The sequence below is a fragment of the Vibrio sp. OY15 genome, assembly GCF_000742455.1.
Lineage (GTDB): Bacteria > Pseudomonadota > Gammaproteobacteria > Enterobacterales > Vibrionaceae > Vibrio > Vibrio alginolyticus.
Genome location: NZ_JPIL01000018.1, coordinates 1 through 12,671, shown reverse-complemented (window position 1 = coordinate 12,671; position 12,671 = coordinate 1). Strand labels below are relative to the sequence as shown.

Below are 12,671 nucleotides of genomic sequence, written 5' to 3'. Positions count from 1 at the left end.
GGTCACATACCGCCCTGTTAAGGTGTGAGCAACGCAATACCGAAGCTACCGCATACCACCTTAAACACTAAAACCAACACATAGTAAAAATGCCACGCGTTGCGAATCACTCTTAAACAGTTTGTTAGCTTTACGCAAAGTCCAGCGAATAAGTAAATATGCCACATGATCTACACTTGAACTTGTAGATTGCAGGATTCCCACCTTTTTCATAGTAAGTGACTATTTGGTGCCACTCATTACTACCTATTAGCTGATCGTTTAGTAAAGCCTCTAATTCAGCGTCTTTTACCTGTAATAGATCAGACTTCTCTGCATCTCCATGAAACTCGCAAGCATCGCCACAGTGCGATAACCACACTTCTTGCTGCCATGAAATATAGCTTGGAGTTCTTTCACAAACTTCTTTTACCACAGACTTATCAAGTCCAGCTTTCATCAATGGATGTGGGTCAGCAAACTCTCCTTCGAATTTCTTCGCCGCCGAGCCATCAGAAATGCACCAAGGACAAATAGTTTCTACGTCATGTTCAGAGTAAATAGTAGAAGTTGCCCTGTAGCCACGACTGACACCACAACATTCACAATTTTCATCTGTAACTTCTACAGCACCCGTTTTTATAGGATCTGGATGATACTTAAATGTTGGTAATTCCATTGTACCTCCGAGTAAAGCTAACGCCCAATTAAGGTGTGAAGCACGCAATACCGATGCTACCGCATAACGCCTTAATCACTAAAACTAACGCATAGTAAAAATGCCACGCGTGCTGAATCACTCTTAAATTGTTTGTTATGGCGCGCCACTCAACGTTAGCTCTTGTATGTCAATTTGGTCTACTTCCCTACCCAATATCCGCTTGTACTCGACTAAACGATGAACTGGGATAACTGGCAACTCGATACCTTGATAATTTTTAATAACTGATTCTGAAAAGTAGATATCAAGCTGGTGCCAAGAGCCATCTTGATGTGATTGTATCTTCGTATGTTCAGACAAACCGATTTCAATTTTTTGATTTTGGTAAACCAATTGGAAATACTCTAAATCCCAACCATATTCGGCATAATGAGTTAACGGCTTGGATATATATTTTGATACATGCGATAACACTTTGTCTGCGTCTGAATTTCGAATATAAAGATCGATATCTGCGACTTCCCGGCTTCCACCATGAATAGTTGCCGCTAATCCACCTACTATTTGATACTCCACAACCTCTGTATCCAAGATTTCTTTGAGCCAATGCAAGGCTACTTTAACTTTATCACTCATCTAGTTCCCTTAGCTGAATTTTACCCTGCGCCATAACGCTCTGTTAAGGTGTGAGCAACGCAATACCGATGCCGCCGCATACCACCTTAACCACTAAAACTAACGCATAGTAAAAATGCCACGCGTTGCGAATCACTCTTAAACAGTTTGTTATGCCTTGCCCCACTCAGCTCGAAGGACTGCCAAAACCACTGTATCCCACCACTGTTCTTTGAAAAAACGATGTTCTCTAAAATGTGCTTCTTGGCACATACCAAGAGACTTACAGAGCTTAATAGCTGGCAGATTTTTACTGATTGTCTCCGCATAAATGCGGTGAACTCCCAACTCCGAGAACCCGAAATCTGCCAGAGCCAAGGCGGCTTCATGACTTAACTTATTGCCTTGAGAGAGTCTGGAAAATGCACAACCCATCGAAGCCTGTTGATTGTCCTCTAGCCGTAAACAAACAGTACCAACAAACTCACCTGATACCTTACACTCGACAGCTAATTGGTATGATTTTCTTGGTTTCTCAGAAGCCTGAGCGATAAACAAGTGTGTTAACTCTCGGTATTTATTAGGATCACAATCGCTTTCGTCATAGAATCGCTGATATTTAGCATCCTGAGACATAGCAACAAAAGCGTCTTCATCATTTGGAGTCATATCTCTGATAATCAGACGCTTAGTCTCGATTTTAAACATCGAAAGTTCCTTTTCCTTGCGAGGCATAACGCCCTGTTAAGGTGTGAGCAACGCAATACCGAAGCCCCCGCATACCACCTTAATCACTAAATTCAACGCATAGCAAAAATGCCACGCGTTGCGAATCACTCTTGAACAGCTTGTTATGTGCGTGGTTGAAACCTACTCTACACTTGGCTCCGGTAAAACTGGTGGTGTACTGTCCATATAAGTTAAAAAGTTTTCCCATAACTCGTGCGTTCTTTGCTTAGTTAACTTAGTTTTGCACGATATCGCCATAACTCCACGAATAGTTCCATCACGCCATTGCGTATAAACCGAATCACAGTGAGAGGACATATATGCTTGCCAATTCTGTTGAGCAAGCTTAATTGCTGCGATCAGTTCTGGGTCATGAGAGTTGTGCTCAAAGCTAGTGTTTAGATATTTGTCTAATTTAACTTGTGCTGACTCTAGTTCAATAGCAGTACATTGGTTTATCTCGATTGTGGTCATCGCATTATTACAGTCAATGGACTCTTCTTCAGCAAGAGCACCAAATGAAAGACTAGCTAATATGATGATTAGACACTTATTCATCGTTTTCTCCTAAAGCACATAACGCCGCGTTAAGTAGTGAGCAACACGACCACGGAACTTAAACTATTGTGCTGTAAACACTTAGGCCGATTAAAACCAAAAATGCCACGCGTTGCGAATCTGCCTTAAACGCTTTGTTAGAACTGCACTCGACTAGAACACCATTACATGATCGCACTTATACTTACCGTCGACTTTGACTAATGCCATTTCTGCTACGAACTCACCCTTGTCTTTGGTGAAGTACTGTTTCCAAATAATTGCCGCTGAATTTGGTCGTTTGAAGACAGCAACAACTTCACGAGTTGTAAAGAAGCCTTTCTCTGATTGATAATGTTCACACACCTTTTGTAAGTATTCTTTTGTGACAATATTCTTCAGGCGATCTGTGAAATCTATAACATGTTTCTCATGGTTAATCTCTGTAGATGCTTCCATAAGGTTATCCATGATTGGATTTGCGATAGACAGAATTTCTTCGTCTGACATTTCCTCAAAACTCATTTTTCCTCCAAAGTTCTAACGCCCTGTTAAGGTGTGAGCAACGCAATGCCGAAGCCACCGCATACTACCTTAAACACCAAACGCAACGCATGTTGAAAATGCCACGCGTTGCGAATCACTCTTGAACAGTTTGTTAAACGCACATATCACGCGCTTAATTAAATATTGCTCCACGACCTTCTTGAACTGATAGTTCACCGTACTCTATAGCCTGGTTTAATTTTTTGTAAGGCAAATACACGACAATAGAATAGCCAGAAATATGATCAAGATTAACGGCTATTGCATCTGAAAGCTGACCTGAAGGAAGCGTAATACGAACATCGTAAACTACCGCGGTAGTCCTATATTCTCGATTTGCAGCTGCTTTAAGAAAGGCAGAATTGAGCAAATCAATGATCTCGGTTGAAGGTGGATATTCGTTCCCTTCAAAGACCGATACATCAACAACGTCTCCAGTTAAAGTCATCGCTGCACCGTATGGATAAAACTCTCCATACTCAGCTAACATTTTTTCCGCAAAAGGCAGCACCGAGTCAAATAAGTGTTGTGCGTCTTCTTTCCCTTTACTCAAATTGCCTCCAAAGCAAAATGAACTAAAGCATAACAGCAAAGCTATCAAACTCAATTTCACTTGATTAGCCTCCATATGTCGTTTAACGCCCTGTTAAGGTGTGAGCAACGCAATGCGGAAGCTCACGCATATCACCTTAAACACAAAACGCAACGCATAGCAAAAATGCCAAGCGTTGCGAATCACTCTTAAACAGATTGTTATATTAATGCTATCAGCTAACTTTGTTTTTGTAATTGAGAACCTCTTTACCAGCCTCATCTAGAACCTGAGCAAAGACGTTGATTAGCTTATCTCGTGCATCGCACCACTCTGCAGTTCCAGCACTTCTGAACTCTTCGATTACTGATACTAATTGTGAGTGCTTTTGATGACCAGCTATTAATAACAACAAATTATGGTAACTTTGTTCCGCTTCAAACTGAGCTAACCTATCTTCTGCAGTTTCTGGATAACCAACTTTCCTAAATTTACATACATCGAACCGAGAAGTTACCTCATAAGTTTTCCAGCAGAATATTGAAACTTCCTCTCTAACTTTTTCAATCCATTCCGAGTTTCTTTGGAACATTAAAGATTCTTGGTGTTGCTGGTATGTTTGGTTCAACGTTCTCTTTTGGTTTCGATTGCTGATATAGAGACTTGTCAGCGCAACCACTGCTGAAAACAATGCAGTACCAGCAGCAATAACAGCCGCCATATCTTTAACTGAAGTTGAAGAAACTGAACTTGCAACATCAGACATATTACACCTCTTTTAAAACTTGTCTGTCGGAGACAGAAATTAATATAACGCCTTGCTAAGGTGTGAGTAACGCAATACAAAAGCTACCGCACGACGCCTTAATCATATAAGCCACCGCAAAGTAAAAATGCCACGCGTTACGAATCACTCTTAAGCAATTTGTTAGTACATGCGCTACTTCTATCTATGGACTCCAAGATATTGAAAAGTGGCATGATATGAAAGGCTTTGAACACTGAAGTGAGACGGGCAGCTACAAAACTTTATCTCGATTGAAAGACGAAAGTTAGCTAGAAGAAAAACGCACTGAACTGCCCCACTTTTACTGGCTTCAAATTAGAAAAGGATTCGATCCTCGCACTTCGACGGCAACGCCAAAGAAAGGCAATTCTGACTTAGTAAAAACCACGAAAGAGAAGAAGCGCCAAACAAATAGGCTAAGAGTTAGAAACCGTAAACGGTGAAATCAAAGCAAACACTCCGCATATAGTGCCACCGGAAAGAACGTGAAAGGTACAAACTGAAAGGTGTAAAGACGAACGCCAAAACAGATAAACACCAAAACTGATGACCTTTGATGCTAAACCCGTACTAACGCCCTGCTAAGGGGTGAGCAACGCAATACCGAAGCCGCTGCAAACCACCTTAATCACTAAATTCAACGCATAGTAAAAATGCCACGCGTTGCGAATCCCTCTTGAGCAGTTTGTTAGTCGCGAGGCACCGAGCGACAATTTTAAGCCGAACTAAATAAACTTTGCGAACAACAAACTTTATGTGCTTCGATGCACTTGCGTCAGGCGTAGTCTCAAAGCGGCTACTCAATGAAACCACTTGGAACAAACAACGCCGTAGAAAACGGACTGACAACACCAAATAGCGCCTTTGGAAAGCCAATCTCACAGTGCGGAATTTCAACAAAGTCACTGAAACCACGTGGAACTTACCACACCAGAGAAAACGTCCTTTCAGCAAGTAAATAAGCTTTTAAACCAACAAACTCACCGAGCGGAGTTGCAACCAAAAACAGATTTTCGATTGCCCCGCTCTATCACCACCAAAGAACGAAACAACCGCTTGGAAATTAGCAATGCATTGATTCAGAACCGATGAAACTGAGCTTTGACCGTCGAAGATGGAGCTATGAATCAAACAACCAGTAGCCAAGTTTTGAGCTTAGAAACATGATTTTGACCGCTAGCTTTTTCTGGCGACTAACGCCCTGTTAAGGTGTGAGCAACTCAATACCGATGCCGCCGCAAACCACCTTAAACACAAAACGCAACGCATAGTAAAAATGCCACGCGTTGCGAATCACTCTTAAACAGTTTGTTATAACTCTGATTTTGCCTTAGTCAATAGCTTATGAACTTCATCTGAGTTAGCGAAGTCTAAGCAATATGCTAATTCTATTGAACTACCACTTTTTGATTTATAAGAGTCAATATTCTCATTGCTCAATAACTCACTGAGCTCAAAAAATGCATCCAAAGGCAAATTAGAAAACTCTCTGTAGCCTTGCATTGCCGTTACCGCATCTTTGGCTACATCTGAGCCCTTGTAATAAGTCGCAATACAAGAAGAAAGTGCATATTTTTTAAATAACTGCTCATCACTTTGAGTGCTCAATGGACTTGCGCTTAATCCCACACTAAAAGTTGCAATAAATATAGTGCTGACTAATCCTCTAGTTTCCATAAGTACGCCTTCTTTGCTTGTGGGAAGTAACAACTATCCGTACATCTTGAGCCAGTCCAAATACTTGCATGCCCTGATGCATCTAGCCAAGTATCCACATCAACGACCAATATACCTTTGTAGTCAGCCAACTTATTCGCGTTGGGATTTTCAATTACAACCTCAGGATCACCAAACTTTTGATGCAAGAAGCTGATCAAATCCCTGACTCTGTAGATATACCAATTTCCCTGTCCACCAGATACAGTTTTATTTTTAATGTAAGGAACCTTAAAACCAGCATAATTAAGTGCATAGGACATCCGAATTGCACATGCATTTTCAAAACGGCCCTGCTCTGGTGTTAGCACATTGATATTGTGATTCACTTTACCACCAATTATTGTACCAACGTCCGATACATCTCGGTTAACCTTTGCAAAAGCCACTTTCATTTTTAGTAAGCTAGGACGTGCTGCCATTGAAAAACCTCCCCATCAATTGTTTGAACGAAAAGGTCTCACAAAATAAGCGACCATACTAACAACAAGTTAATCGTTCTTGAGGCTCTTCAAGATCAAAGGTGTAACAATGAAACTGACAAAAGAGTTATAACGCCCTGTTAAGGTGTGAGCAACGTAATACCGATGCTACCGCATACCACCTTAAACACTAAAACCAACGCATAGTAAAAAATGCCACGCGTTGCGAATCACTCTTAAACAGATTGTTATGTACCGCCTCAAAACAAGGCACTTTCAATTTGGAACCACTGCTCCATAAAAGGGATAAAGTCCCTTTGAGGTATGAACTTCTGTGCCGCTGTATTATTTTTTAAAAATACTTCCTCCAAAGCCCACACATGGTGGTCGGCGTAAACAGCCCACGCCTTTGCTCCATCGTGAAGCTCTAATCGGGATAGAGGCTTGACAGACAGATAGCCTTTTAATAAAGCTAATGACCTATGAAGCTCCAAATCGAACATATACATGCATGCTCTCGCCAACTCATAACCAGGAGGCATGTTTTGCACTAAATCCCAGTCGATCACATCGCTTACTGTGCAATTAGAATCAAAAAAGACATTGAAATGATGAAAGTCGCCGTGGATTAATTGCCTGCTTGTTAACGGGGTATATGAGTGCGTAGCTTCTGAGCTAGCTAGATAATCACGCTGTTGTTTTACTCTTCGTAGCACCGAGTTATTCATATCAAATTCACTATTTGTTTCAATAGCAGCGACTATTTTTTGTAGTCTATCGACCCAAGCACTTTTATCCCAAGAAAGCTCAATTGTTGGAAAGTCGTTTCCAACCTCGGAAGCGAGTTGAACATGCAGGTCAGCAAGGGCTTTTCCCAACTGAAAAGCATGAAACTCAGACAGAGCACTTTTTTCGATTAACGTTCCTTTTGCTTCAGGAAATAGAGCATAAAACTCATCACCTATTTTACAAAAGGAGTGGTGATCGCGCGTCAAAACAGGGGCAATTATAGTATTCAAATTTTGCGATAACTTTCTCAGCAGCTCATGTTCTAACTTGATCTTAGCAACATTGCGAACACTATATTTTCTAAGATAATAAGTCTCTGAGGATTGGATACGAAAAACATGATTCGTCGCACCAGCTGATTGACGTTTTATACTAGCGCCAGCACCAATCTGACTCCAGTTTTCACCAACCTTACGAACAAAATCACTCATAATTCCAGTTACCCCTTAGGTACATAACGCCCTGTTAAGGTGTGAGCAACGCAATACCGTTGCTACCGCATACCACCTTAAACACGAAACGCAACGCATAGTAAAAATGCCACGCGTTGCGAATCACTCTTAAACAGTTTGTTAGCCGCTCATTCCCAAAGGTTATTGCTTGCTCAATAGGAACTTACGCAAGTCTCTCTCAGCACGCATAACAAACAGAATAAATACTTTGTCGCCGTCTTGTTTATAGAAAACGCGGCACGGATTAACTACAATCTCACGATAACTTAGATGTTCTAGTTCAGGCGGAATACGACCCGATTCAGGGAAAGCCTCTAAGCGCTCGACTTGAGAAAAGATCGTTTGAACCAATTGTTTTGCAGCTACGATATTTTCAAGTGCGATGTATTCAGCGATATCATTGAGGTCGGATAGTGCTGGCTCAGTCCAGATTATTTCAGCCATTTTGACATTTTATCCTTGGCTTTATCGTGACTCACCACTTTACCGTCCGCTAATGCACGTTCACCTCGTGCAATCCCCTCCAGAATCGCCAAACGATTTTGCATAAACTCGTAATCATCAACATCAACCAGATATGCCGATGGCTTACCATGTTCGGTAATTAACACTGGTTCTTTAGTGTCGTGGAGATCGGCAAGGATCTTTGTTGCTTGGCGTTTGAGTGATGTAACTAGTTCTACTTTCATGAGAGCTGCTCCAAAGGAATACTAAAGTGATACTATTCTATCACTTTGAGTATAGCAAGCTCCATGACGGCTAACGCCTTGCTAAGGTGTGAGTAACGCAATACAAAAGCTACCGCACAGCGCCTTAATCACCATAAGCCACCGCAAAGTAAAAATGCCACGCGTTACGAATCACTCTTAAGCAATTTGTTAGTACATGCGCTACTTCTATTTATTCGCTCCAAGATATTGAAAAGTGGCATGATATGAAAGGCTTTGAACACTGAAGTGAGACGGGCAGCTACAAAACTTGAACTCGATTAAGAGACGAGAGTTGGCTAGAAGAAAAATGCACTGAACTGCCCTACTTTCACAGGCTTCAAATTAGAAAAGGATTCTTTCCTCGTACTTCAACAGCCACACCAAATGTCATCAAGGTTCTCTCAAAAGCCACCACGAAAATGAAGAAGCACCAAAGAAATAGACTAAAAGTTAGAAGCCGTAAACGGTGAAATCAAAGCAAACACTTCGCATATAGTGCCACCGGAAAGAACGTGAAAGGTACAAACTGAAAGGTGTAAAGACGAGCGCCAAAACAGATAAACACCAAAACTGATGACCTTTGATGTCAAACCCGTACTAACGCCTTGTTAAGGGGTGAAGCACGCAACACCGATGCTACCGCATACCACCTTAATCACTAAAACCAACGCATAGTAAAAATGCCACGCGTGCTGAATCCCTCTTGAACAATTTGTTAGCCCGATACCCGACTAGTACATATACCCTAACCAGTCTATATGACCAACTGCCCAAGTTTTACCGCTAATCGGTTTAACATATAAATCATCAACTTGATCAACTGCAACGCCGTAATTCTTATGTTCATGTATTCGCAACCAAGAGCTTAAAGAACTAAGGCGAAGATAACCATTAGCCGTATAAAAAACATCTAAATCGGAGATTAAAATAATAAAGTCAACGTCCTTGCTTGAGGCATACTCGCTGAGTTGAGACAACATGTCAGTGCCAATACCATTTCTTTGAGATGATTGTTCAACACAAAAGTCACTAACGCCCAGTACTTTATATATTTCATCGCCGACGCTGACAACTCTGTAGTCCAGTCCCATGTAACCAACCAGTTGATCATCTCTGTACTTTAAAGCTCTCATATGCGGGAGTTGCTTATAGTAAGAACGAGTTACTTGATGTTCAGGAAACGACTTGTTTCTGAGGACTTCAATTGAGTTATGCTGCTCTTTAGATAACTCTATTTCTGGGTAAATATCCATATTTGACCTTTGAGGGCTAACGCCGCGTTAAGTAGTGAGCAACGCGACCACTGAACCTAACCATACCACCTTAAACACAAAACCCAACGATGGAATGAAGAATGCCAAGCGTTGTGAATCTGTCTTAAACGCTTTGTTAGCTTTCTAGCCAACGAAGTACGCTGAATCATTTTCTGCAAACAAACACTCTATCGGGTAAGGAAGCTCAAGCTTTGGCACATCACTTTTCGAAAACCATTTAAGGCGCACTGTCTCATTATCGATTGCGGATTGAGAATAACTTTCTACTACACATTTGAACATGATGACTGTGTATTCAACTTGATCACCATTTGGGTATGTAAAACCAAAACCCTCACCGCCAAATACACCAACTAGATGATCTACTTTTACAACTAAACCTGTTTCCTCGCGAACTTCCCTGAGCAATGCTTGCACTGGCGACTCTTGAGGCTCAATCATTCCGGCAGGAAGGCTCCATGTACCATCTAATTTTTGCTGAAGTAGTAGCTCTTTGTTTTCATTTAAAATGACACCCGCAACGCCGGGGATAAGAAGTGGCATCGTTCCAATCTTAGAACGAACCTCTTTTATATAGTTACTTGCGCTCAATTTTCCTCCTTGAAAGCTAACGCCCTGTTAAGGTGTGAGCAACGCAATACCAGAGCTGCCGCATACCACCTTAATCACTAAAATCAACGCATGGTAAAAATGCCACGCGTTGCGAATCACTCTTAAACAGTTTGTTAGGCTTGTTCCCAAGCTTCTTGCGATTTCTCAAACTTAGCAAGTCGCTCAGACTCTTTTGCGTCACGGTGAGATATTGATAGCTCGTCCACTATTTGCTGCATCTGTTCAAGCTTAGATATGCAAACATCAGACATCTTCATATATTTTGTGGCTTCATGATGATTGAGTTTAGGGAAATCGTCTCTCAAGAAACGACTATACAGGTCACTCTCATGTTCAAGCACTAGTTTAGTAATGTTCCTAATACACAGCTCAACATTTGACCTTAACTCTTTTGGATAAGTTCTTTCGTTGATGTCCTTTTGAGTATAACTAATAGGCATTTGTCTAGGTAAATCAAAGATAGCAAATAGGTTTTCTTTTCTTTCTCTTTTTACGACGTTTTTTAATGAGTTAATTTCTCTCGTTAGGTTACTCAACACATTTTTTTTGAAAAGAGAAAGATCACCTCCCCTAGCAACTATTATAGAAATGGTTTCTGGAAAGTAATTTACAAATTTAGACACGATCTTTTCAGGAACTGTATCCCAATGTAAGAATAATTCTTCAAAAAACTCATCCAGCGTTTTATTGTACAAGTCTTGAAGCTCATTAAATTTATTCATTTTTTCCTCATAAAAGCCTAACGCCCTGCTAAGGGGTGAGCAACGCATTACCGAAGCCGCTGCATACCACCTTAATCACTAAATTCAACGCAGAGTAAAAATGCCACGCGTTGCGAATCCCTCTTGAGCAGTTTGTTAGTCGCGAGGCACCGAGCGACAATTTTAAGCCGAGCTAAACTTTGCAAACAACAAAATTTGTGTGTTTTGATGCACTTAAGTCAGGCGTAGTATCAAAGCGGCTACTCAATGAAACCACTTGGAACAAACAACTCCGCAGAAAACTGACTGGCAACACCAAAAAGCGTTTTTGGAAAGCCAATTTCACAGTGCGGACTTTCAACGAAGTCACTGAAACCACGTGAAACTTACCACACCAGAGAAAACGTCATTTCAGCGAGTAAATCGGCTTTTGTACCAACAAACTCACCGAGCGGAGTTGCAACCAAAACAGACTCTCGATTGCCCTGCTCTGTCAGCACCAATAAACAAACCAACCGCTAGGACAGTTACAAAACTTTGGACTTGAAACAGTTGAAACTGAGTTTTGAACATCGCCGACGCACCTGCGTATCAAACGATCATCAGCCAAATTTTAAGCTTAGAAACGTGATTTTAACTGCTAGCTTTTTCTGGCGACTAACGCCGCATTAAGGTGTGAGCAACGCTACCACGAAACTTAACCTTACCACCGTAAACACAAAACCCAACGATGGAATGAAAAATGCCAAGCGTTGGGAATCACTCTTAAATGCTTTGTTATGTTTATCTCAATCAAAGTCTCTGAGCTTAGCATTTCGCAAGTCAGCAGGTAGAAACTGAATCCATTTGCTTAGCCCATTGACTCTACCCTCGGTTAAGTAACAGTTTGATTTTAAGAAGCCCCTCAACGAATTGACAAATCTAACCCCGTCGGCATTCCCTTTCTTTGCAAGGTGTGCTTCTGTTCTATCCAAAATAAATTTGTATGCGTGACAAGTAGAAAGGTTCTTTAAAGACAGTCTTTTATCAATATTCTTGATTGAATATTTTTCAATATTCAATATGTGGTTTACTTCACTATCACTTAAATCACCAGTATTACAATACGACGTATAATAAGCGGTTAGCGTGTAAAATGATAAAGGCTGATCATCGATAGTAAAGTCGTGCAAAAGCTCTTCACGCAATAGCAGATATGCGATTGCAAGAGATTTCTTTTGCTCCTCTGTCGCCTTGCCGCCACCACCTCCACTAGAAGTGGTATTTGTACGCAAGGACACTAAAGATTTTGTTAAATCAGGTACGTCCTTTAAATCATTGCTTCCGTGGGTTTCTGCGCATTGCTTCCCCCCAAAGTAAATAGTACCGTTTTGTGCCTGCATATAATAAGCAGTACCAGAAGATAGCTTGTGCCCCTTTTTACAATAAGACTCTGCATTTTCATCAACAAAATCTTTTTTGATAATTTTCATAGTGTTACCTCTATTTTTACACCACTAAATTACCACTTAAGTACTAACAAGTCACCTCTCATTAGACCCTAGACCTAACTCAGTAAAGTGTCTACTAAACGTGGGGCACTCTGAAACATAACGCCTTGTTAAGGTGT

16 protein-coding genes and 1 pseudogene are annotated in these 12,671 nt (G+C 41.1%); 1 reads left to right on the top strand and 16 read right to left on the bottom strand.

The genetic code is table 11. From position 1 onward, the window contains the following. Positions 1 to 130: 130 nt before the first annotated feature. From IJ23_RS19505 to IJ23_RS19435, 15 genes are all read right to left on the bottom strand, one after another. Positions 131 to 658, bottom strand: a complete 528-nt coding sequence (locus IJ23_RS19505) for a CbrC family protein (protein WP_033907130.1) — start codon at positions 656 to 658, stop codon at positions 131 to 133. Between the two features lie 135 nt (positions 659 to 793). Continuing rightward, positions 794 to 1,276 carry a hypothetical protein gene (locus tag IJ23_RS19500; RefSeq protein WP_031847709.1) on the bottom strand — a complete coding sequence of 161 codons (483 nt, stop codon included), beginning with the start codon at positions 1,274 to 1,276 and terminating at the stop codon, positions 794 to 796. Positions 1,277 to 1,426: 150 nt separating this feature from the next. Next, positions 1,427 to 1,963 carry a GNAT family N-acetyltransferase gene (locus tag IJ23_RS19495; protein WP_033907129.1) on the bottom strand — a complete coding sequence of 179 codons (537 nt, stop codon included), beginning with the start codon at positions 1,961 to 1,963 and terminating at the stop codon, positions 1,427 to 1,429. 162 nt (positions 1,964 to 2,125) lie between these two features. Beyond that, entirely contained in the window at positions 2,126 to 2,542 is a 417-nt protein-coding gene (locus IJ23_RS19490; RefSeq protein ID WP_033907128.1) for a lysozyme inhibitor LprI family protein, read from the bottom strand. A gap of 153 nt (positions 2,543 to 2,695) precedes the next feature. After that, on the bottom strand, positions 2,696 to 3,046 hold the full coding sequence (locus tag IJ23_RS19485; protein ID WP_033907127.1) for a hypothetical protein: 351 nt from the start codon (positions 3,044 to 3,046) through the stop codon (positions 2,696 to 2,698). Between the two features lie 154 nt (positions 3,047 to 3,200). Next, positions 3,201 to 3,620, bottom strand: coding sequence for a hypothetical protein (locus IJ23_RS19480; RefSeq protein WP_152560958.1), 420 nt, complete (start codon positions 3,618 to 3,620; stop codon positions 3,201 to 3,203). A gap of 214 nt (positions 3,621 to 3,834) precedes the next feature. Then, entirely contained in the window at positions 3,835 to 4,365 is a 531-nt protein-coding gene (locus IJ23_RS19475) for a hypothetical protein (protein ID WP_033907125.1), read from the bottom strand. 1,332 nt (positions 4,366 to 5,697) lie between these two features. Further along, positions 5,698 to 6,063, bottom strand: coding sequence for a T6SS amidase immunity protein Tai4 family protein (locus IJ23_RS19470; protein WP_025537001.1), 366 nt, complete (start codon positions 6,061 to 6,063; stop codon positions 5,698 to 5,700). Then, a complete protein-coding gene (locus IJ23_RS19465) occupies positions 6,045 to 6,524 on the bottom strand; it encodes a type VI secretion system amidase effector protein Tae4 (RefSeq protein ID WP_025537003.1) in 480 nt (159 codons plus the stop codon). The genes IJ23_RS19470 and IJ23_RS19465 overlap by 19 nt, the downstream gene beginning before the upstream one ends. Before the next feature lie 260 nt (positions 6,525 to 6,784). Further along, entirely contained in the window at positions 6,785 to 7,744 is a 960-nt protein-coding gene (locus IJ23_RS19460; protein WP_033907124.1) for a phosphotransferase, read from the bottom strand. Between the two features lie 162 nt (positions 7,745 to 7,906). Then, the gene (locus tag IJ23_RS19455) at positions 7,907 to 8,209 is read right to left on the bottom strand and encodes a type II toxin-antitoxin system RelE/ParE family toxin (protein ID WP_033907123.1); all 303 of its coding nucleotides are present in this window, start codon (positions 8,207 to 8,209) and stop codon (positions 7,907 to 7,909) included. After that, positions 8,197 to 8,454, bottom strand: a complete 258-nt coding sequence (locus IJ23_RS19450; RefSeq protein WP_020196830.1) for a type II toxin-antitoxin system Phd/YefM family antitoxin — start codon at positions 8,452 to 8,454, stop codon at positions 8,197 to 8,199. The genes IJ23_RS19455 and IJ23_RS19450 overlap by 13 nt, the downstream gene beginning before the upstream one ends. A gap of 752 nt (positions 8,455 to 9,206) precedes the next feature. Further along, entirely contained in the window at positions 9,207 to 9,728 is a 522-nt protein-coding gene (locus IJ23_RS19445) for a GNAT family N-acetyltransferase (RefSeq protein WP_025555222.1), read from the bottom strand. Positions 9,729 to 9,872: 144 nt separating this feature from the next. Continuing rightward, positions 9,873 to 10,340 carry an NUDIX domain-containing protein gene (locus IJ23_RS19440; RefSeq protein WP_033907122.1) on the bottom strand — a complete coding sequence of 156 codons (468 nt, stop codon included), beginning with the start codon at positions 10,338 to 10,340 and terminating at the stop codon, positions 9,873 to 9,875. Positions 10,341 to 10,474: 134 nt separating this feature from the next. Then, a complete protein-coding gene (locus IJ23_RS19435; RefSeq protein ID WP_033907120.1) occupies positions 10,475 to 11,083 on the bottom strand; it encodes a hypothetical protein in 609 nt (202 codons plus the stop codon). 285 nt (positions 11,084 to 11,368) lie between these two features. Here IJ23_RS19435 and IJ23_RS25615 point away from each other — a divergent pair. Next, positions 11,369 to 11,631: pseudogene (locus tag IJ23_RS25615) on the top strand (hypothetical protein). 219 nt (positions 11,632 to 11,850) lie between these two features. Here IJ23_RS25615 and IJ23_RS19430 read toward each other — a convergent pair. Next, positions 11,851 to 12,534 (bottom strand): hypothetical protein, encoded by a 684-nt coding sequence (locus tag IJ23_RS19430; protein WP_033907119.1) that lies wholly within the window; start codon positions 12,532 to 12,534, stop codon positions 11,851 to 11,853. Positions 12,535 to 12,671: the final 137 nt, after the last annotated feature.